This window comes from Psychrobacillus sp. BM2 (genome assembly GCF_048572895.1).
In the GTDB taxonomy this organism is placed as follows: domain Bacteria; phylum Bacillota; class Bacilli; order Bacillales_A; family Planococcaceae; genus Psychrobacillus.
This window is the reverse complement of sequence record NZ_CP183878.1, coordinates 3,319,082-3,339,544: the sequence shown is the minus strand read 5'-3', so window position 1 is coordinate 3,339,544 and position 20,463 is coordinate 3,319,082. Positions and strand designations below refer to the sequence as shown.

20 protein-coding genes are annotated in these 20,463 nt (G+C 36.3%); 16 read left to right on the top strand and 4 right to left on the bottom strand.

What is annotated here, in order from left to right; genetic code table 11:
- The first annotated feature begins 156 nt into the window (after positions 1 to 156).
- The 6 genes from ACN6MX_RS16345 to ACN6MX_RS16320 all read left to right on the top strand — a co-directional run bounded on the left by ACN6MX_RS16345 (position 157) and on the right by ACN6MX_RS16320 (position 7,819).
- Positions 157 to 1,137, top strand: a complete 981-nt coding sequence (locus tag ACN6MX_RS16345) for a substrate-binding domain-containing protein (RefSeq protein ID WP_419959889.1) — start codon at positions 157 to 159, stop codon at positions 1,135 to 1,137.
- Positions 1,134 to 2,597, top strand: a complete 1,464-nt coding sequence (locus ACN6MX_RS16340) for a sensor histidine kinase (protein ID WP_419959888.1) — start codon at positions 1,134 to 1,136, stop codon at positions 2,595 to 2,597. Before ACN6MX_RS16345 ends, ACN6MX_RS16340 begins: the two co-directional genes overlap by 4 nt.
- The gene (locus ACN6MX_RS16335) at positions 2,572 to 4,119 is read left to right on the top strand and encodes a response regulator (RefSeq protein WP_419959887.1); all 1,548 of its coding nucleotides are present in this window, start codon (positions 2,572 to 2,574) and stop codon (positions 4,117 to 4,119) included. The genes ACN6MX_RS16340 and ACN6MX_RS16335 overlap by 26 nt, the downstream gene beginning before the upstream one ends.
- 12 nt (positions 4,120 to 4,131) lie before the next feature.
- Positions 4,132 to 5,193: a D-xylose ABC transporter substrate-binding protein gene (xylF, locus tag ACN6MX_RS16330; RefSeq protein ID WP_419959886.1), complete on the top strand. Its 1,062-nt coding sequence runs from the start codon at positions 4,132 to 4,134 to the stop codon at positions 5,191 to 5,193.
- Positions 5,194 to 5,649: 456 nt separating this feature from the next.
- Positions 5,650 to 7,554 carry an endonuclease MutS2 gene (locus tag ACN6MX_RS16325; protein WP_419959885.1) on the top strand — a complete coding sequence of 635 codons (1,905 nt, stop codon included), beginning with the start codon at positions 5,650 to 5,652 and terminating at the stop codon, positions 7,552 to 7,554.
- An 88-nt stretch (positions 7,555 to 7,642) separates the two neighbouring features.
- Positions 7,643 to 7,819: a hypothetical protein gene (locus ACN6MX_RS16320; RefSeq protein WP_340778084.1), complete on the top strand. Its 177-nt coding sequence runs from the start codon at positions 7,643 to 7,645 to the stop codon at positions 7,817 to 7,819.
- 57 nt (positions 7,820 to 7,876) lie between these two features.
- On the opposite strand, the gene ACN6MX_RS16315 is transcribed toward ACN6MX_RS16320, so the two are convergent.
- The 3 genes from ACN6MX_RS16315 to ACN6MX_RS16305 all read right to left on the bottom strand — a co-directional run bounded on the left by ACN6MX_RS16315 (position 7,877) and on the right by ACN6MX_RS16305 (position 12,184).
- A complete protein-coding gene (locus tag ACN6MX_RS16315) occupies positions 7,877 to 9,961 on the bottom strand; it encodes an SA1320 family protein (protein WP_419959884.1) in 2,085 nt (694 codons plus the stop codon).
- A gap of 13 nt (positions 9,962 to 9,974) precedes the next feature.
- Positions 9,975 to 10,919, bottom strand: a complete 945-nt coding sequence (locus ACN6MX_RS16310) for a DUF1672 family protein (protein WP_419959883.1) — start codon at positions 10,917 to 10,919, stop codon at positions 9,975 to 9,977.
- A 311-nt stretch (positions 10,920 to 11,230) separates the two neighbouring features.
- Positions 11,231 to 12,184 carry a DUF1672 family protein gene (locus tag ACN6MX_RS16305; protein ID WP_419959882.1) on the bottom strand — a complete coding sequence of 318 codons (954 nt, stop codon included), beginning with the start codon at positions 12,182 to 12,184 and terminating at the stop codon, positions 11,231 to 11,233.
- Positions 12,185 to 12,477: 293 nt separating this feature from the next.
- On the opposite strand from ACN6MX_RS16305, the gene ACN6MX_RS16300 reads away from it, so the two are divergent.
- From ACN6MX_RS16300 to ACN6MX_RS16255, 10 genes are all read left to right on the top strand, one after another.
- Positions 12,478 to 13,185, top strand: a complete 708-nt coding sequence (locus tag ACN6MX_RS16300) for a nucleotidyltransferase domain-containing protein (RefSeq protein WP_419959881.1) — start codon at positions 12,478 to 12,480, stop codon at positions 13,183 to 13,185.
- 41 nt (positions 13,186 to 13,226) lie between these two features.
- Positions 13,227 to 13,673 carry an NUDIX hydrolase gene (locus tag ACN6MX_RS16295; RefSeq protein WP_419959880.1) on the top strand — a complete coding sequence of 149 codons (447 nt, stop codon included), beginning with the start codon at positions 13,227 to 13,229 and terminating at the stop codon, positions 13,671 to 13,673.
- An 18-nt stretch (positions 13,674 to 13,691) separates the two neighbouring features.
- A complete protein-coding gene (locus tag ACN6MX_RS16290; protein ID WP_419959879.1) occupies positions 13,692 to 14,147 on the top strand; it encodes an SRPBCC family protein in 456 nt (151 codons plus the stop codon).
- An 88-nt stretch (positions 14,148 to 14,235) separates the two neighbouring features.
- Positions 14,236 to 14,889: a lysozyme inhibitor LprI family protein gene (locus ACN6MX_RS16285; protein WP_419959878.1), complete on the top strand. Its 654-nt coding sequence runs from the start codon at positions 14,236 to 14,238 to the stop codon at positions 14,887 to 14,889.
- Positions 14,890 to 14,992: 103 nt separating this feature from the next.
- Positions 14,993 to 15,454 (top strand): hypothetical protein, encoded by a 462-nt coding sequence (locus tag ACN6MX_RS16280; RefSeq protein ID WP_419959877.1) that lies wholly within the window; start codon positions 14,993 to 14,995, stop codon positions 15,452 to 15,454.
- Between the two features lie 101 nt (positions 15,455 to 15,555).
- A complete protein-coding gene (locus tag ACN6MX_RS16275; RefSeq protein WP_419962648.1) occupies positions 15,556 to 16,092 on the top strand; it encodes a D-glycero-alpha-D-manno-heptose-1,7-bisphosphate 7-phosphatase in 537 nt (178 codons plus the stop codon).
- A 130-nt stretch (positions 16,093 to 16,222) separates the two neighbouring features.
- Positions 16,223 to 16,510 carry a YciI family protein gene (locus tag ACN6MX_RS16270; RefSeq protein WP_419959876.1) on the top strand — a complete coding sequence of 96 codons (288 nt, stop codon included), beginning with the start codon at positions 16,223 to 16,225 and terminating at the stop codon, positions 16,508 to 16,510.
- Between the two features lie 214 nt (positions 16,511 to 16,724).
- Positions 16,725 to 17,003: a DUF1292 domain-containing protein gene (locus ACN6MX_RS16265; protein WP_090569188.1), complete on the top strand. Its 279-nt coding sequence runs from the start codon at positions 16,725 to 16,727 to the stop codon at positions 17,001 to 17,003.
- A 76-nt stretch (positions 17,004 to 17,079) separates the two neighbouring features.
- On the top strand, positions 17,080 to 17,379 hold the full coding sequence (locus tag ACN6MX_RS16260) for a DUF1292 domain-containing protein (RefSeq protein ID WP_419959875.1): 300 nt from the start codon (positions 17,080 to 17,082) through the stop codon (positions 17,377 to 17,379).
- Positions 17,380 to 17,537: 158 nt separating this feature from the next.
- Positions 17,538 to 18,260 carry an EcsC family protein gene (locus ACN6MX_RS16255; protein WP_419959874.1) on the top strand — a complete coding sequence of 241 codons (723 nt, stop codon included), beginning with the start codon at positions 17,538 to 17,540 and terminating at the stop codon, positions 18,258 to 18,260.
- Positions 18,261 to 18,613: 353 nt separating this feature from the next.
- Here ACN6MX_RS16255 and ACN6MX_RS16250 read toward each other — a convergent pair whose 3' ends face one another.
- Positions 18,614 to 19,972 carry an IS110 family transposase gene (locus ACN6MX_RS16250; protein WP_419959370.1) on the bottom strand — a complete coding sequence of 453 codons (1,359 nt, stop codon included), beginning with the start codon at positions 19,970 to 19,972 and terminating at the stop codon, positions 18,614 to 18,616.
- Between the last annotated feature and the right edge of the window lie 491 nt (positions 19,973 to 20,463).

Genomic DNA, 20,463 nt, shown 5'->3' with positions numbered 1-20,463 from the left:
TCTTAAAGTTTAAATACTTGTGCAACGGATATTTTTACCAAAAATAAATGAAATGCTTCGGTTTTCAGGCTTAAAAAATGCCGAAAAAAATGGGATTGTCATTTTAATTCCGGGTGTTAATATGGAAGAAATAAGCTTACGGAAAGGGGAAGGTAAATGCGGAAAAGAATTGTTCTTCTGCTAGGTGCACTCATCATTGTTTTTAGTTACTTCACGATTATATCTGCAACAAAGGCTTTTCAATCCACAAGTGAATTACCCGCTACCCTTTCCAAGTTGGAAGATTCTGTTCGTCTCGTACTAATCACGCAAGAGCTAGATACCCCTTTTTGGAATAAGGTCGGACAAGGAGCCAAGCAGCAGGCTAAGGAAGAGAATGTTGAACTAGAAGTGTGGGGAAGCTACGGAAATGACCAGGACGATTTTTTAAAAAAGATGGAGATTGCCATTCATTCTAAAGTGGATGGAATCATCGTTCAGGGCCTAGATACGGAGGAATTTAAAGAGCTTTCAAAAATTAAAGCAGCCTTTTATGGAATTCCTATCATAACGATTGCTAATGACGTTCCAGTGGAAGAGAGTTTGCGTAAAACATATGTCGGTTCAGATCAGTTCTGGGCAGGAAAGATGGTTGCTCATCAGCTCATTAAAGAAATGGGCATATCCGGGGAAGTGATAATTCTTGGAGATGAAGTGCAAGCATATTATCAAAAAGAACGTTTAGCAGGGATAAAGGATGTTCTAAAGGGATACCCAGAGATTAACATCATCATCAGAGGAACAGAGGATACAAATGAACGAGTGATTTCGACAACTCAACAACTTATGAATGAAGCACCTAGAGCCACTGCATTTATCGCGATCAATGCGAAATATGCTGGGCCTATGATTCAGGAAATAGGAAGACGAACGCAGGTTGAACCGTATCATATTTACACGTTTGATGATGGAGTTGAATCTACTACTCTTTTAGAGCAGGGAAAGCTAGATGGTATTTTAGAACAAAAGCCTAAAGAAATGGGCAAGGAAAGTGTAAAGCGGCTTATGGAATGGATTACAGGTGAGACGGTTCCCCTTGATTCTGATGGGTATTTGACGGAAACGAATATGCTCGTACCGGATGGTGATAGACCATGACAACCATTCAACGAAAAATTTGGCTGCTCGTTTCCGTTATGCTACTCATCATGGGAATTATTTGGATGATGCTGACTTATTACAATCAGCAAACGCAAGAACAAACCAATACCATTCTACAACGCTATTTACGTATGAATGAAGTAACTATTGCTAGTCAAAAAATTATAACAGACTTAAATAATTACTTATTGGATCCTTCAGAAGTGCATAAAGTACAAATAGAAAAAAGTATTAAAACTATAAAGGAAGTTCAACAGGATGTAGCAAAGCTTCGCAATGAAGAAAATGCGTTTTCTGTTACGAATTATATACATTTGATTGATAGTTTAGTGGAGACGACAAATCGTTCGATACTATTTTCAGAGGAGCAGGAATTAGAAGGCTCCACGAATGAATTCAATGAAGCGAATCGTATATCACTGTACATATCTGAAATGACATTAACCATTTTAGATCGAGAATTAAAGACTTATAATCTATTCTATCGAGAAATCATCAATCAGTCAGAAGAGTTAAAAAGGCTAGGAATTTGGATACTTTTACTAGTAACTGCTGTATTACTTTTGGCAACCTATTGGTTCTCGCTTAGTATTACAAAACCTGTTCATCAGTTAACGAAGGCGGCAAATGAATTAGCTCAGGGACGTTTCAATCAAAAAATAATAGTGGAATCTAACGATGAAATTGCATTTTTAGCTCAAACATTTGATGAAATGCGTATTAATATTAATGACTTGATATTGGAGATTCAGCAAAAGGCGCAGCTTGAGCATGAGCTGCAACAAAGTAAGCTGTTATTAAAAGAAAGCCAGTTAAGAAGTTTACAGAGTCAGATTAATCCTCATTTTTTGTTTAACACATTAAATACTTTATCTAAAAAGGCATATTTAGATGGGGCTGAGGAAACGAGTGACCTGTTAGTTAGTGTGGCCGGGTTATTGAGGTATAACTTAAAGCGAATAGATCGATCAGTTACTTTATACGAGGAAGTACTTGTGCTCAATCAATATATGGAAATACAAAAAGCACGTTTTACGGACCGGTTACATTTTGAGTCAAACATTGATGAATCATGCTTGCACGTCAATATCCCTGGTCTCACACTCCAGCCTATTATTGAAAATGCTGTCATTCATGCAATCGAGCCGGAAGAGAATGGTGGTACTATTTCTTTTAGAATTTTAAGAGATGGCTCATGGATTATTATTGAAATTGAGGATAGTGGAAAAGGAATATCAAAGGAAAAAATAGATCAGTTACTACAAGGACAAATCAATGCAAACGAAGGACATTCCACTGGCATTGGTTTTCAAAATGTAGTAAAAAGGCTACAACTATTTTACGGTGTGGAAAATTTAGTGTCCATTGAAAGTAAAGATGGGATTGGAACGAAGGTAATCATACAAATCCCAGAAACTAGGGAGGAGGTAAGTGATGAAACTTTTAATCGTGGATGACGAACCAATCGAGCGAGCAGGCATGGAAGCAATCTTGAAAAAGGCATTTCCAGATCTTTTAATTGCGCAGGCAAAGAATGGAAAGATAGCAATCGAACTAACAGACAGTTTTCAGCCTGATCTGGTTTTAATGGACATAATGATGCCTGGCATGACTGGGCTAGAAGCCATTGAAACAATTCAGGTAACTCATCCTACTATCAAATTTGTGATGGTAACTGCCTTTGACATGTTTGATTATGCAAGACAGGCTATCAGACTTGGTGTAAAGGATTATGTATTGAAGCCAAGTAAAGCTAGTGAAATAGTTTTAACTGTTGGAAAAGTACTGGATGATTGTCGGCAGGAGCAAGAAGCAACTAGTAATAGCAACAGGCAAATCGAAAAGTGGGAGCAAGCACTTACTTTGGTAGAAACAGATATTGTTACCCAAATATTATTTGATCATGTACATGAGGTTCATATTGATATGCTTGTAGAAATGCTTGATACTCGCTCTACACTCGAAAAGTTTGTTGTGGTAGTTGTATTACCTGAAGGAGAGCTTAATAATTATTTGTCGATTAAAGAACGGGTAAGGGAAACTGGAGACGCTTGGGTAGGAGCTTTAAATGGGAGGCAACTCCCTCTAATTATTTTTCGTGATTCCAAGAGGAGCTTTCGTTCCCAAGCGATAGTTTTAGCTAAAGCCATTTTATCTTTAGATAAGGAACGGCACGGAACAGATTGGTTTTTGGGAATTGGCCAGGTGTGTCAAACACTAGAGGACATCCGCCTGTCTTACCAAGAGGCACTTATTGCAACTATGGATACATCATTAGCCGTTAAGTATAGATTTTATATGGATGTTCCGGCGCTGACATTGGAAACAGATAACCAGATTATTAAGCAACAACAGAAAGAGTTCTTTGACCATATTCGGCTCGGAGACTGGACGGTTATTCGCAGCCGTTTGTTGGATATAATTCAGCAGTACGAGAATGTTGGGAATTCATTAATCTATACGCAGCAGCGAATACTGGAGTTACTTTGGGTGGCAAATCGTGTGATGGACGAAATGGGGATGAAAGTAAGTACATTATTTTTCTCCTTCCAAGCAAATGATTATCGACAGCTACGGACAGAGACATTATTACTGTTGGAACAGTTGAATTCTGAGTACAATGCACATTACGATCAAATAGAAGCAGATAAAATCCACCAAATCCAACAGTATATTCTAGAACATTCGCATGAAGATATTTCTTTGGATACGCTGGCACACCGAGTGGATTTAAGTCCGATTTATATTAGTAAAATGTTTAAAGAAAAGCTTGGTGTAAACTATATAGACTATCTAACGGATTGTCGCATTGAGAAAGCTAAGAAACTATTGAATGATCCCAAGAAAAGTTTAAAGGAAATCACATTTGAAATTGGGTACCATGAACCGAATTACTTTAGTAAGGTTTTTAAGAAAATGTGTGGGGTATCTCCGAAGGAATATAGAAAAACATTATGGAGTAAAAAAGCTGAAGTGTAGAGGGGGAGTCGGATGAAAAGTAAATTCCTTGCCGTTAGTCTTTTAGGAATAATTACGCTTCTTTTTGCGTGTACGGATACCTCTGCACCTAAAACGCTTAAGCCCGAAGTTAGCCCAGTTTTCAAAGACGATGCCCCAGTACGGATTGGTTTTTCCATGGACACATTACTGGAGGAACGGTGGTTAAAGGACCGTGATTTGTTTAAAGAAGCTATAGAAAACCTTGGAGCAGAGGTAGAAATTGTTGCTGCAAATGGGGATGATGCGTTACAAATATCGCAAGCAGAGACACTGATCCAAAGCGGCATTGATCTCTTGGTAATCGTTCCTCACAATGCAGCGGCTACAGCGGCAATTGTCCATAAAGCACATCTAGCAGGAATTCAAGTAATTGCCTATGATCGTCTAGTGAAAAATGCGGAGCTGGATATGTACGTATCTTTTGATAATGAGCAAGTTGGCAAAATGCAGGCAGAGGCTATGACAGCACTCGTTCCAAAGGGGAACTATGTCTTTATAGGAGGAGCCATTACAGACAACAATGCCCATCTATTGAAAGATGGTGTATTCAAGGTATTACAACCGTATATTGAAAGAGGAGATATTCATGTTGTTTATGACCAGTGGACAAAGGATTGGACTCCTGCAAATGCACAGACCAATATGGAGCAAGCTATTCGTACTACGAATGGAGAAATTGACGCAGTAATTGCCGCAAATGATGCCACAGCAGGTGGTGCCATTCAAGCACTGGAAGACCATGGCTTAGTCAGTCAAATACCAGTAGCTGGACAAGACGCGGATCTCGCAGGTGTCCAACGAATTGTAGCTGGAACACAAACAATGACAGTCTATAAGCCTATTCATATGCTTACCCAAAAGGTAGCTGAAATAGCAGTGGCCATGGCAAAAGGGGAAACCGTAACCGCCAACCAACAAGTTAATAATGGCAAGAAGGAAGTACCATCTGTGTTGCTGCCCCCCATTGCTGTAAATATATACAATCTTGAAAGTACTGTTATTGAGGATGGGTTTCATACAGCTAGAGATGTATATGGACGAGGTGAGGAATAAGAAAATGGGATGCGTGTTCCAACCGTAATTCCCGATTGACTCTCATTTTAAATAATGCTATAGTGTAAATATTCTAATAAAAGGTGTGGTGAAATATGTCAGAAGTAGGTATGAGCTAATTTTCATTAGTTTAATAAGGTGTGTAATAACCTGGTGATAAACCAGCTTGTTATGTATGCCTTGTTCTACATTGTTTTTCAATGTGGATACTTACCTGAAGACTGCTTCCTGCTTCCTTATTCCTTGTTCGTTTAACATGATGTATGTTAAGGCGAAGAGTGTGGTGGGATTCGTCCCGCTGCACTCTTTTTCTTTGCCTCTTTTTGTGAACGATTTGTATGCCTTGAATTATTTTTAAGGCAGATGCCCGCAGGAGCTTTCTATCCATTTTTGAAGTGGAGTGGTAGGAGGATTCTTTGCGGGCATTTTTTTATTATTCTAAGTGGAGGTATATACATGAATACGATGACATATGAAAAATTACAATATAAGGAACTAAAAGAGATAGTGAAATCCTACTGTGTTAGCAGTTTGGGAAAGGAATTATTGGATAATCTTTTTCCTAGCCCAAACAGTAAAGTAGTAAAAAATAGACTAAATGAGACGACTGAAGCAAGAAAGCTATTAGATGCAGAAAATCATCTACCGTTAAAGGGCATCTCCAATATTGGTCACCTAATGGAGAAACTTGAAAAAGGAATAATTTTGGGTCCCTCTGAGTTAGTAGCAATATCGGATTTCTTAAGAGGATGTAGGGTCATTAAGAAATTTATGTTAGGTAAAGAGTTTTTTGCTCCTATTCTTCATTCTTATGCTTATTCCATGATGGAGTTTACGACGATTGAAGAAATGATTAATGCTTCTATTAGAGGAAATATGGTAGATTCTGAAGCGAGTAGAGAGTTAAAACGGATACGAAATCAAATAGCAAAAACTGAGGAAAAGATAGAGGAGCGGTTGCATAAATTTCTTAAAAGCAGCGCAAATAAAGAATTTATACAGGAATTTTTTATCAGTAAAAAAGATGATAGATTTACTATCCCGATTAAAGCTTCTTATAAAAACCAAGTACAGGGTACGATTATTGAATCATCCTCTAAAGGGTCTACGGTATTTATCGAACCAGCAACGATCACAAAGTTTAATGGGGAGCTAGCAATTCTTAAATCGGAGGAATCGATTGAAGAATATCAAATTTTAGCTACTATTTCTGGAATGATCCAAGAGGAAATTAGACAAATTCATATTAATATTGAATTGATTGCTCAGTATGACATGATCTTTGCAAAAGCGAAATTTAGTAAAAGCATCGATGGCATTGAACCGAAGTTAAATAATTATGGGTATATTCGTTTAAAAAATTGTAAGCATCCACTTTTACCTGGCAATATCGTACCTCTGGATTTTGAAATTGGAAAGGACTATCGCAGCTTGATAATAACTGGACCTAATGCAGGAGGAAAAACGGTGGTGCTGAAGACGATTGGTATTTTAACTCTTGCTGTCATGTCCGGATTTCATATAGCCGCCGATTTAGGAACGGAAATAGCGGTGGTGGATAGCCTATTTGTCGATATTGGAGACAATCAAAGTATCGAAAATTCACTTAGCACTTTTTCTTCACATATGAAAAATATTGCGGAAATTATGAGTGCATCGACGAACAATACATTGCTTCTTTTCGATGAAATAGGAAGTGGAACAGAACCAAATGAAGGAGCAGCTCTAGCTATTGCAATACTGGAGGAGTTTTATCAAATGGGTTGTATTACTGTTGCAACAACTCACTACGGAGAGATAAAGCGCTACTCAGAAATTCATAGTGACTTTATGAATGCCGCGATGCAGTTTGACAGTGAAGCATTAGAGCCGATGTATAAGCTTCTCATTGGTAAATCTGGGGAAAGTAATGCACTTTGGATATCTAAAAAAATGAATATTCAAGAGAAAATTCTAAAAAAAGCACAAAATTATATTGAAAATAAAACCTATAATTTAGAAATTGTGAAAGAAAATAAGATTAAAAAACCAACTCCTATAATGGCGACAGAAGAAGAAACGTACAGCTTTGAAAGAGGAGACAGAGTAAAATTACTAGAACATAACGATTTTGGTATTGTGTATGAGAAAAAGGATCAACAGAATAATGTGTCTGTGTTCTATAAAAATGAAGTAATAAAGCAGAATGTGAAAAGAATCGTGTTGGAGGGAAAAGCAGTCGACTTATATCCAGAAGGATATGACCTTTCTACATTATTTGTAAGTTATACAGAGCGTAAATTCAAACATGATATGGAAAGAGGATCCAAAAAAGCTTTAAGAAAAATAGCTAAGGAAATAAAAAAAAGAGAGGATGAATAGCAAGAGAGTAATTGAATTTGAATATACACATACAATAAGCATAAAACCCTTTAGCTAGAGCAAATTAGACTCTAGGAGGTGAATATTCATGAGTAAAAATAACAATAAGACGGTAAATGTAAGAACACACAATAGTTATGAATTGTACAAGAATCCTACGAATAATCCGGACGAGGAATTTTCAGAAGAGTTTGTGGAGATTTCCAAAAATAAGATAACGAATGAAATTAATAAAAACCCATCTAACAAAAGAAAAAATAATTAGTAAATGACATGAAAGGTGAGATCACTAAGAGCTCACCTTTTTCTTAAATTCACCTATCTAGAGTGTTCCACGATTAACTTGTTCCTTTAATATCTGTAGATTACTCAATACATTCTTTGATACTTCTAGTGTCGCTTCAATAGCATTTGCTTTTTCGTTGGATAATTGAAAAATAATATCATTAAATAGCAGTTCCATTTCATCTAGAATAGCTAAAGTTGAAATGTTATAAAGTCGTACATCATCAAACTTCCCAGGCTCGAAAATGGCTGTATCTATATAAGGCTTAAAGTTCTGAAGCATTTCAGGCATATTCGCTGACATACTACCAGCTCCAATACACACAGTTTCCGCTATTGTTTTAATCTCTTCTAAAGGAACTAATGCATTATTAACTGCTGCTTTTATTTTTTGTTCATAATCTGTAAATAAACTGATGAATAAACCAACTGGATTACCATAGAGCCCTACATTTAAAGCAGCTTTAACGGAAATAGTAATCACGATTACTGCTGATTCAATAAGCAGAGCCACCCGATAAATGCTATCAACAATTGGATATAATATAGTAGTGACTAATGAAGTAAATTGTTGGTGGGCAAGATTAACTTGTAGTTCTTTTATTTTCATACCTATTGTTAAATATGGGGAATTTTCAATATTCATGATCTCCGTCTTTTGTATAGCATCTACACCGTCTGCAAGAGAGGTACCAGATTGGATAGAGCTTCCCAGGTTTTGGTCCTTGTTAAACATGGAAGTAGCTATATCTTTAACCTGTGTTTCATAGTTTGCTAATTGGTTATAAACCGCTTCTTTGTTTTTGTGAACGATTGAATAATGCGCATTCAATTCACCGACTACTGCATCTACGAACATATCCTTGCCACCTTTAAAAAGCTCAGGTATGTATGTTTGGATTATGTTTTGTGCACCATTCACTAAGTTATCCACGTCATCTTTTAACTGGTTTAAATATTCTCTTGCAGGAGCAAAAAGGCTCTCTACATCAATATTTATAGAAGCGATAAATTCTATTATTTCTGCAGGCTTAGAGTTTAAAATAGAATTTAGTATTCTACATTTAGCTTCAGCAGCGTCTAATAAAGCAATTAAATGGTCGATACATCCCTTAATAAGCGTACCCGTGTTGGATATCCCGTTGAATAAAGGATCTCCAGCAGTTTCATCAAACATCATTTGAAAGGTCTGCTGTAAGACTGTTACACGAGTAGCAAACTGCATACTTTCATCTAATACTATATCTACGGAATTATTTAGGTAGTTTTGGACGTTGGTAATTCTACCTTTCACCTGATCTCTAATCCCATTGGACAGCAGCAACATATTTTCTTTGTTTAAGACAATTTTTTCTGTTTGACCACCATATAAAGGAGAACCAGTCCAAAGGCTCGTAACAATATGATCATCTGCCCCAATATAGATAAATCCATGCCCAGGCTGACCTTTTATCCCTACTTCTATTTTGAATTCGCCATTCTCATCCGCCTCTACATAGCCAGTGTGATTAGAACCAAGCATCGAAAAGAGAGGAACGCCATTATTTATCCCATATTTGTTTCCGGGAATCCTCCCACCTAAACCAAGCGATTCCTCCGTTCCTGTCAGGAAATCATACTTACTATAGTAATTTGTTATATTAGCATACTCTTTAGTAGGATCAACCATCCCAAGAGGAAGAATAGCAGGATTAAGCGTCACAGCTTTTACCTGTGGGTTCTCAATCGCAACTGCGTTAGTTAAAGCCCCAGCAAGTGAATTTCCCGAAACAGAAGAAATTTCTCCAAATTTATTATTCATTTGTTGAAAATATATTTTGGCATCCAAAATTTGCTGTGGTGGGACTGTGCCAATTAGCTTTGTATTCGTTTCCAGCCAGTCTTTATCTAATTGTTGACTTCCTACGAAAACAACGGAAATTTCATTCGTTTCAAAATTTTGAACGGTTATTGCATCGAGTCCCGAGGAAGAATTGTAAAGTGTATTGATAACATAAAACTCTTTGTCATTAACTTGTAGTTTATCTTTAACATCGTATTTTTGGTAGGCATGATAGCCTGCTAGCTCTACTAAATCTTTGTCATTAGTATTCGGACTAGTTACGTTATTTATAGTAGTCATAGGTTATCTTCTCCTATTCCTTCATAATTTCATTAATCGTAGTTTCCTCAATACTGTTGTTTTTTGAACCACTTCCGTACTTACTATCAATTAAGTTATCGTGTAATAGTAGAGTATAAGCACCTCTTGGCAAACCTTCCATGCTTTCAATTTCAGAAACTATTTTTGCGTACGTTTCTCTATCAGGATCTATATTCGATTCTTTCATGAATAGGTTTATCGTAATTTTTACAGCTTCAGTTTCAAATTTATTTTCATCTAGAAAGCTTCTAAGCTGTTCCTTGCTTACATTTTGGTTTTCTAAATACATAGAGTTAAGTTGATCGAAAACATCTGTAAAAAAGTTTAGATAATAAAAAGGAGTGGAGTAACCAGAATCTGTCTTATCTACTGCCTCTTTGGTTTTACCAACAACAGGGTATTGTTTAGCTATTTTATTTACAAAGTTATCTAAGGTAGCCATTTCTTTTTCATATGCCATTGCATACAAGCCACCTGATAGGGCGTTTTCTACTTGACCTTCCTGCGACCATACAGCATCAGTTTTTATCGTTTTACTTTTTACATCAATTGGTACTATTGCAAAAGCGTGAAAATGTGGTTCGCCTACTGATTCTACAAATACCGATACACCGTCCACAGCACCTACTAGATTATGCACAATTACTTCAGTTTTATATTTTTCGCTAAAAAATTTTTTTACTGCGACTTCAATTTCTTCGCGATTGCCTTCAGCAATTTTATCTGTTTCTTCACCATCTCGTAATGCATAGCCTTCGCCGTTGTAATCCTGAACACTAACGAGATTTTCGGTATTCATGGAAATTTCTTGCTCTTCACCAGCTTGTGCTACTGTTTCCGTTTCCGTGCTTTTTACATTATCCGTCCCCATGTTACATCCTCCTAACAAAACTGTTATGCCTAAACCAAATGCCAAGACTTTTTCGTTCTTATGCATATGAAAATCCTCCTAACGTGGATGTTAAAAATTTTTGATCTGTTATATCCTATTTTTACTAATTGTATTAGAGATAGATGAGATATGAAAATAAAATCCAAAATTTTTGTTTGAATTTTTAGAAAACAGGAGAAAGGGAATGAATTTAAAATATTTATCTAGGTCTTTTAAAATAGAACTGAAAGGATAAAAAGACTAGATGATATTTTAAAATGATAATTTACGAGACTAAAAGGTAAAGAGTGGTTATAGTATTGATAACTATAATTGCTGCTTTGCCAACTGACAAAAGAATTCAAATGATTTCTTTCCTAATCTTTTATAATTTCATTCGGCACACTACGTCCCAAGGTATTTTGTTTAACTCCGATAGCTCTTGTAGCATCAATATAATTATCATTCAATAAAATAGAATATTTGCCATGAGGAATATCTTCCATCGTTTCAAAATCCGAGACGACACTATCAAAAACTTCTTGACTAGGAGCGGTATCGGAATCTTTCATATACAGATAAACGGTCAGTAGTATATCATCGGGTTGAAATTCATTTTCTAGAAGGAAGTCTTTTATATCTTGCTTATTAACATCAGGATTTTTCAAATATAATTTGTTTAGTTCATCAAAAATATCACCAGCGGGATTAATATAATAATAAGGGGTAGTAAATCCTTTTGCTCCAACATTTTCTATTGCTTCAATAGGAGTTCCTGTTATTGCATACTTCTCCGTAATTATCTCAAAATACTCATCTAGCTTATTGAATTCTTGTTCGAAAGACATAGCATATAAAGCCCCAGAGATAGCTGTTTCTACTTGGCCGTCTTGGGACCGAACTTCATCAGTTTTTACTGTTTTACTCTTGGTGTCAATTGGCACTATAGCAAATGAATAAAAATGTGGTTCCCCCACAGATTTCACGAACACTGTAACACCATCAACGGCCCCAACTAAGTTATGTACAATAACTTCAGTTTTGTATTCTTCCTTAAAGAATTTTTTTACAGCCACTTCAATATCCTCCCGATTTTCTTCAGCAATTTTATCCGTTTCTTCGCCATCTCTTAATGCATAGCCTTCGCCGTTATAATCCTGAACACTAACTAGATTTTCTGTGTTCATAGCAATTTGTTGCTCTTCACCTGGATGTTCTGTTGTTTTAGTTTCTATTTCAGAACTTTTTGTATTATCCGTTCCTATGCTACATCCTCCTAATATAACTATTAGGCCTAAACCAAATGCCAAAAATTTCTTGTTATTACGCATATGTATTACCCCCCTAATGTAGATGTTAAAACTTATTCAAATACCCTATTTTTACTAATTGTATTAAAGCTCAAGAAGATATGAAAATAAATTCTTTAAATTTTGTTCATATTTCTCAAATACAGGTGAAAGGGTACGTCTCATAAATATAAAGTTAGGACTTTTATTCTAGAATGGAGAACTAAACTGTGAATTGAATAATTAGAATAGAAAGGGTTTTTTTATCCATTCATAAAATAATGAAGGTATTTCCTCATTACTATAGAAATTATTAAGAGAGGGGGATGATAGATATGAACAAAGATAATCCTATGGAGGCAGCCCAAAAATTTATACAAAAATATTTTCCAAGTTGTAATGGTGCTTTGTTAGCAGGGAGCGTCATTCGGGGAGAGGCAACGGATACATCTGATTTAGACATTGTGATTATTGATGAGTCCGTTCCTTCTTCATATCGAGAGTCGTTTATAGAATTCGATTGGCCAATTGAAGTGTTTGTACATAATGCAAGCTCCTATAAGGAATTTTTTGAGAGTGATCGAGAACGTGCCCGACCAACGATGCCTAGAATGGTCTCGGAGGGAATTATTTTAAGGGACGATGGAGTAATGGAAGCTATAAAAAAAGAAGCAGTGGTCCTGTTAAATGAAGGTCCAGAAATATGGTCAGAAGAAACTGTACTTATAAAACGTTATTTTCTTACAGATACACTAGATGATTTTATAGGTTGTTCGAATAGAGCTGAAGAAATATTCATTGCAAACACATTGGCTGAACTTGTAAGTGAATTTGTTTTAAGAACGAACCAACGTTGGATAGGTACTTCTAAATGGATTGTTCGCTCTTTAAGGGCATATGATGAAGACTTTACTATTCAATTTGTAGAAGCATTTGATACATACTACAAAACGGGTGATAAAAAAAGGGTAATTCATTTAGTTGAGGTAGTGATGGAACCTTTTGGGGGACGATTATTAGAAGGTTTTTCATTGGGTAAATAGTAGATTACTTATGGACTAAAGGATAGAGAGTAGGAATAGAATTGCTGACTAAAATAAATGCTTTACCAACTGATAAAAAAATTGCAGGAGTTCATTGTGTTCCATTTATGGAAAATGGCAATATTCTTATGGCATGGGATAGAGATGAGCAACTATTAACTACAGTAGGTGGACGATTAGAGGCAAATGAAAATATTGACCAGGCACTAGAACGTGAGGCAATGGAGGAAGTGGGAATTGTATTAGGAGAGGAGAAAATCCCTTTTGCTTTATGGTATTGGGATTCTACAGATTCTTATACGATATGGTTTTTGGTCAAAGTAATAGAGATGAGGCCATATACCTTTGATTTTGAAAAAACGGGCTATGTTTTATTTAACCTTGAAACAGCATTACAATTAATCGAAAAGATTGAACCAAACAATCCGAAAAGAACAAACCTCATAAAGTTGGCGGAAAAATCTGCTAAACAACATAATTGGCTTTAATAACAAGGGGGTGAGTACTTGCCTAAAATTGTGCATAGACAAATCATAAATGCTCCGAAAGAAATTTGCTTTGACTTAGCAAGAAATGTGGAAGTACATACAAAAACAACCTCCCATACAAAAGAAATAGCAGTAGGAGGGATAACGGAAGGTTTATTAGAGGAAGGAGACACAGTCACTTGGGAGGCAACTCATTTCTTTATCCGACAAAGGCTTACGGCTAAAATAGTATCGATGGAAAGGCCAAATCAATTTAAAGATACTATGGTAAAAGGCGCTTTTTATTCGTTTAATCATACGCATGATTTTCTAGAAGTACCTGAAGGCACGTTAATGATTGATACATTTGACTATAAGTCTCCTTTAGGAATTCTAGGAATACTGGCAGATAAGTTATTTCTAGAAAGATATATGAAAAAATTCATTATTTCCCGATCGATGGAACTTAAGAAAATAGCGGAAAAGAATAGATAAATTTCCAAACTTTTTACTCCTGTGTAATGTCTAATACATAATGACCTTAAAATAGTCAGGTTTAAAGGACATATACCAGGAGGAAATAATGAAGAATTTACTAGTTTTATTAATACCGATGATTTTATTGGTTGGATGCAATAATGAGAAGACGGAACAGACTCCAGATACGGATAAGCTAGGAAGCGAAACCATAATAGATCAGTCAAATGAAGAAACTGGAGAAAAGGATTTAGAAGAAGCTATTATTGTTGAAAAAGATAAAAGCAATGATATAGTGGAAGAAAATAAGAATACAAATGAAAAACCAGTAATTAATGAAAAGCCAGTAGTTAAGGAAAAACCTGTAACTAAAGAAAAAACGGATACTGTAAATCCCTCTGGAACAAAAGAGAAATATTTAAAGCAGCTAGATGACATTGAAAATAGTCTAAGTGATTTAAACAAGCAATACGAAAATGGTACACAAACCGAGATGCACGAAGCGAAGTCAGAGATTCTTAGTAAATGGGATAGTGCTCTAAATGAGATTTATGGTGTATTGAAAAAACAGCTATCTGCAGATGAAATGAGTAGTCTAAAAGAGGAACAGCGAAATTGGATCAAACAAAGAGACCAAAAGGCAAAAGAGGAGTCTTCTGTATTCGCAGGTGGAACGATGGAGGCTACTCAATACGTAAGTACACAGGCACAGCTGACGAAAGAACGCTGTTACGAATTAGTACAAAAATATATGAAGTAAAAATAGAGTTGAAAATCAACGAATGTTGGTTTTTAACTTTTTTGGTATAAAGATGTATCATTATTTAGTATAAATAGTCTGAATTTTATAAAGGGGCTATCTTATGAAAAGAATTTTAGCATTCACTTTATTAGGGATATTGCTATTAACGACAGCTTGTTCGTCGGGGTCAAGTAAAAAAGAAAGCGACTATGATTTTCCACCTACAATGAGAGGGACAATAGAGATCAATGGGCAACAATATGATATGGCTAAGGGGAATTATAGATGGGAAAGAAAACAAGGATTGGAGACCGAGGTTATACAAGCCGATGCAGCTTCACCCTACCAAATTGCGGAAAACCTTGATGCAATTCGGATCAATAAGAATGAAACAATTCTTATTAATATAGAAGAAGAATCCGCAATAAATGTTTATCTTTGGGATGAAAATGGAAGACAAAAAGAGGTTTCAATAAATGATAAACAATTTCAAGCACCAGAAAGCACCGGGAAATATGTATACGAAGTTCTTGCACAATGGTCAAATGGGGAAGTATCTTATACATTTGTGGTAGAAATGTAATAAGAAATTGCATGGTATTTGAAGTTTTGTAGAAGTAACAAAATAAATTAGTAAATTCGGGGAATAACTAAATGGAGTAGATAAATTTAAACAAGGGTGATATATATATGAAGACTGCAGTATTCTTAGACCGTGATGGTGTTATTAATGAGGTGCTATCAGAACGAGTTAAATTTGTGAACAAGCCAGAGGAGCTTTACTTTTTACAAGGTGTCCCTGAAGCCATTAAGAAATTGAATGCTTTCTTCGATTATATATTTGTCGTAACCAATCAAGGCGGAGTAGGATTGGGGTTTATGAAGGAATCGCAACTGCAAAAAATTCATGATTATATGATTGCCACATTAAAAAAAGAAGGTGCTACTATTCATGAAGCGGTCTACTGTCCTCATAAGCCTAAATCTGGTTGTGCTTGTCGCAAGCCAAACAGCAAATTAATCGAAGATCTCGGTAAAAAATATAATATTGATTTGTCTAAATCCTATATGGTAGGGGATACCGACACAGATATTATTGCTGGAAAGAAAGCAGGTACAAAAGGAGTTTTCTTAGGCAAAAGTGATCCGCTTGCGGATGCTGTCTTTCCAGATTTACTAAGAGCGGTAGACTGGATTTTACAGGATGCTGAAATAAGTTAAAGAAAAGTAGTGTTAAGAGGGATACATATTACAATAGTAAGAGGAAAAATTGGCAGAAATGCTGCTAGGAGAATTATAGAATAAAAAAAGAGCGCAATGGAAGTTTTAATTTTGGGGGATGAATTGATTCATGGAACAATACGTATATTTAATTAGACCATTGAGGGCTGATTTTATGGATTCAATGACAGATGAGGAATCCGAAGTAATGGGACAACATTTTCGGTATTTACAAGACCTACTAGAAGAGGAAAAGGTTATATTAGCTGGTCCATGTTTAGATGGTGCATTTGGAATTGTTATATTTCAAGCAGAATCATCAGAAAGTGCACAAAAAATCATGCAAAATGATCCTTCCGTAAAAGAAGGAGTTATGAAGGCAGAATTACATCCATATCGTGTTTCATTAAGCAGATAATTCTAACAAAAAGTAGGATTTTGCTAAAGGTAAGCGAATGTGAGATGATTTAACTAAGCAAGGAACCACGAATAAAACTATAGGTTCGTGAAATACTATATGGGGAAAACAGGTTGGAAAAGTTATTACTTTTGTGTAAATGTAGGTTGTAGTGGGTAATGAATGGTAGAAAGAAAACGCATTATAATAGGAGGAATTTTGAATGGAAGAAAAAATGGGCAGCATCGAAGTTGGAGAAATCCTAACGGTATTAGATGAAGATGATCGCGAGCAAGAGATTGAAGTAATTGGGCTATTAACAATTGAAGATAAAGAGTATGCAGCTGTTGCATTTGCAGAGGATACGCAAGAAGAAACAGACGAAGACATGGACGTGTTCTTTTTCCAAGTGGTTGAAGGAGAAGACTTAGCGGAAATCGAAACCGATGAAGAATTTGAAAAAGTATCTGCAGCATTTCTTGAAGCTGAAGAAGCAGTAGAAGACGAGGAATAAGTAAAAAAGAAAGAGAGGATGACTTCCTCTTTTTTTAATTCACAAAATAGAAAAGGTTTGCTAGGAGGTAATTAGAATGTTACAAAATGAAGGAAAACTGAAAGTTGGCGGTACGTTTAAGGTGTTAGACGAAAATGACCAAGAGCAGGAACTGAAGGTTTTAGGTTATTTAAGTGTAGATGACAGGGAATACGTAGCAGTTAGTTTTATAGAAGATATACAAGAAGATTCAGAAAATGAAATAGGTATTTTCTTCTTCCGCGTAGAGGACGACCATAACTTTGTCATGATGGAAAGCGAAGAAGAGTTTGAGAGCGTAACAGCAGCATACATCAAGCTAGAGAAAAATAACTTTACTAAACAGAAAAAAAGATAATAACTTTTAAAATTAGAGCATGATACCTGACACAAGAGGTATCATGTTTTTTTACTACATCTACAAGCGGTGATACAGTCGACCTCAAGACTCATTTGGATGTAGCTGTAATAAGATAGAATGGAATAATAATAGCGATGGATAAGGGGTTTTAAAAGATGGATGCCTATAGATGGAAAGTTGACGAAGAACTATTTCTTTGGAAAAGGAAAATGACGAAACGAACTGGGTTAATAGGGCGTACGTCTAAAAACGTACAAACTAAGATTAACGGACTTATTCCTGAAAAGGTCCATCAAGTGATGACGGAAAGCATAAAAAATATGGTAAAGGCAACGCTTGTTGGGTCTAATATAAAGATGAAAAAAAGACTACCAATAAAACGTAGCCTTCAGGAGCAAGATGAGCTTTTAAAGGAAAAGCTCGCAACGTTTCGTAAAACAGCTGTTGTAGAAGGGGCAGGGACGGGGGCGGGAGGTATTCTTCTTGGCCTTGCTGACTTTCCGCTGCTTTTATCTATTAAAATGAAATTTCTATTTGAAGCAGCTGCGGTTTATGGGTTTGATACGGATGAATACGAGGAACGACTTTATATTTTGCATATATTCCTTTTAGCTTTTTCCAGTGAGGAAAAACGTAAAGAAACACTCGAAATTATGGAAAACTGGGAACAACAAAAGGATTTAATTGGTGAGATGGATTGGAGAGACTTCCAACAGGAATATCGGGATTATATTGATCTAGTGAAAATGTTCCAATTACTACCTGGAATTGGAGCTATGGTTGGGGCTGTTGCTAATTATAATTTGCTTGATCAACTTGGTGAAACAGCGATGAATTCATATCGTTTACGTTTATTTGCTAAAGATATAAAGCAATGAAGGGCATAAAATGGCCAAATTTTTAAAAGATAAGCGTACAATGTCAAATACTTTTTTCCAGTTTTAGAGTAACTCAAACACGCCTACCGCAAAAAATCCTTTTTTTTACAAGTAGTAATTAACCAAGTTGTTTATATAACAGGTACCCTTTTTTTGATTCAGAAATGGGCATTCACTCGTTTTTCTTGTACTGCATGGATGCATTCTGGCATTGCGTTCAAATTTAGAATTTAACGTACTGATTCGCATTTACAGAACGAGTGGGATAAGGCTTATCTGCGAGGTCTCGGCCTCATGAAAGTTTGATTCGATCTCCACTCGAACCAAAAGAAGGGTACCTGTTTATGTTTGCTTTAAGCAGCTAAAGGTAGTGTTAATTTTTTAGAGATTTCCTGTTCATATTTGAATTCTGGGTCATCCCATTCAAACGGTTTCTGATTTTTTAACATGGCAAAGGCAATTTTAATAAACTTGTTCCCCATCGCGATATTAATTTTTCCAGCCTTTTTGCCTTTTTCCTTTAAACGGATACAAAAAGGCTTCAGGGCCTCATTGTGTCTGGCAAGGCATCGTCCGGCGGTATAGATAGCCCTACGCAGGTTGGCATTTCCTTGTTTGGATATACGTCCAAAATACCCGCCTCCCGGTCCCGATTGTTTTATGACAGGGTTAGTACCAGCTTTTTTAATCAGCTGACCGGCATTCGTGTAATGAGAAAGGTCTCCCATTTCACAGTAGATTTCGGCAGCTGTTACAAGTCCTATGCCCGGCACGGTCAGGAGAAAGATTCCATCGGTTTGAACGAATATACGTTCAATTTCCTCCTCGTACTCTTTAATTGTTTGGGTAGCCCATTCATACGCTTTCAGCTTTTTTTTCAAGAGAAATAACTCGCTTGAAAGCTGGTCTAATGGCTTGGAGACACTTTCATTGGCTGCGAAGAGAAGCTTGTCCATCGTTGTTTTGCGGATTTTTAGGTTATGTTTTTTGGACAATTCCTGTAATCCATCCTCTCCCAGTTCAAGAATTTGAGAAGCGTGTGGATAATGGGTTAACAGATGAAGACTGGCTTTTCCCCAAAAATCACTAAAGATTGTTTTCGTTTTGACTTTCTTATCAACGAGCACGCTGATTCCTTGGTATTCACGCCAGATATGATCATGGACGACCCGAATTTCCATTTTGATACGAGAGCGCTTATTAATTTCACTTCTTCTTGCGCGTGTAAGATTTTGAAGTTCTTTGTACATGCCTGAAGGCAGTTTGGAGTTGGTCGCTTTATTGCCCACCAATGCCTCGGCAATCAGATACAAATCGATGTCATCCGTTTTTGTGTACGTAAGATGTTGTTTCCGTTCTTCATGTGTAGAAGATGGGTTAATGATATGAACAGAATAACCCGCATCTGTTAAAATACGTACGATGTCTTCGTAGTAATGGCCAGTCGCTTCGATGCCCACAAATACCTGTTCAGCTTGACAAGTCTGTTTGGCCTCCTCGATCTCTTTAATAAGGAGTTGCATGCCAGTCTGGCTGACCATGAATGAAAATGGGATGTGAATCACATCGCCAAAATAATTCAGTATCATCGCTTTCTGCAAAACCTTTGAAACATCAATCGGAACAAGCAATACTTTTTCTAAATCGGTACCTCTAAGTTCTTTTGCGAATTGACTTCTTCTTAAACCTTGTTTACCATTAAGTAGTCTCATTGATTATGTCCTCCTTCTAGGGTGGGTGATTGAATTACTTGGTTAAGTATCAATCCTAACATAGTCACTGGGGCTTTTTTGTTTCGAAACTCATTATTTCACACACCAGAAAGTATATAAAAATGTAGCATGAACATTGGGTTCGTCGGACTTTAATGAAAGAATAGTACTTCTAATTTCCGTTTAAGGTGGATGCGTTCCCCAGGGTGAGCGATGAACCATCACCGACCCTTGCGCATTCGCCTGTGATGGTTCATCTGTCTCCCTCATCCTGTCGGAGTCGCCAGCTTCCACTACAATCAATTAGAAGATTTAGCATCGCTTATCGCTTAGTTGATAAGATTGGTCAAATTTTAGAAAGTAATCAAATTATTTGTAATCGCTTTTGACTTAGAAACGCGATTATCCAATGATAGAAGAAGAAAGCAGATTTTAGTTTGTACTAGTGGAAATAAAGAAAAGTAGTAGTTGTTTGACTCATAAAGAAGCGA

Bases quoted from the DNA above. Each gene is read 5' to 3' on its own strand.
- ACN6MX_RS16345 (WP_419959889.1), top strand. From the start codon at position 157: ATGCGGAAAAGAATTGTTCTTCTGCTAGGTGCACTCATCATTGTTTTT.
- ACN6MX_RS16340 (WP_419959888.1), top strand. From the start codon at position 1,134: ATGACAACCATTCAACGAAAAATTTGGCTGCTCGTTTCCGTTATGCTA.
- xylF (WP_419959886.1), top strand. From the start codon at position 4,132: ATGAAAAGTAAATTCCTTGCCGTTAGTCTTTTAGGAATAATTACGCTT.
- ACN6MX_RS16325 (WP_419959885.1), top strand. From the start codon at position 5,650: ATGAATACGATGACATATGAAAAATTACAATATAAGGAACTAAAAGAG.
- ACN6MX_RS16320 (WP_340778084.1), top strand. From the start codon at position 7,643: ATGAGTAAAAATAACAATAAGACGGTAAATGTAAGAACACACAATAGT.
- ACN6MX_RS16315 (WP_419959884.1), bottom strand. From the start codon at position 9,961: ATGACTACTATAAATAACGTAACTAGTCCGAATACTAATGACAAAGAT.
- ACN6MX_RS16310 (WP_419959883.1), bottom strand. From the start codon at position 10,919: ATGCATAAGAACGAAAAAGTCTTGGCATTTGGTTTAGGCATAACAGTT.
- ACN6MX_RS16305 (WP_419959882.1), bottom strand. From the start codon at position 12,184: ATGCGTAATAACAAGAAATTTTTGGCATTTGGTTTAGGCCTAATAGTT.
- ACN6MX_RS16300 (WP_419959881.1), top strand. From the start codon at position 12,478: ATGAACAAAGATAATCCTATGGAGGCAGCCCAAAAATTTATACAAAAA.
- ACN6MX_RS16285 (WP_419959878.1), top strand. From the start codon at position 14,236: ATGAAGAATTTACTAGTTTTATTAATACCGATGATTTTATTGGTTGGA.
- ACN6MX_RS16280 (WP_419959877.1), top strand. From the start codon at position 14,993: ATGAAAAGAATTTTAGCATTCACTTTATTAGGGATATTGCTATTAACG.
- ACN6MX_RS16270 (WP_419959876.1), top strand. From the start codon at position 16,223: ATGGAACAATACGTATATTTAATTAGACCATTGAGGGCTGATTTTATG.
- ACN6MX_RS16265 (WP_090569188.1), top strand. From the start codon at position 16,725: ATGGGCAGCATCGAAGTTGGAGAAATCCTAACGGTATTAGATGAAGAT.
- ACN6MX_RS16260 (WP_419959875.1), top strand. From the start codon at position 17,080: ATGTTACAAAATGAAGGAAAACTGAAAGTTGGCGGTACGTTTAAGGTG.
- ACN6MX_RS16255 (WP_419959874.1), top strand. From the start codon at position 17,538: ATGGATGCCTATAGATGGAAAGTTGACGAAGAACTATTTCTTTGGAAA.
- ACN6MX_RS16250 (WP_419959370.1), bottom strand. From the start codon at position 19,972: ATGAGACTACTTAATGGTAAACAAGGTTTAAGAAGAAGTCAATTCGCA.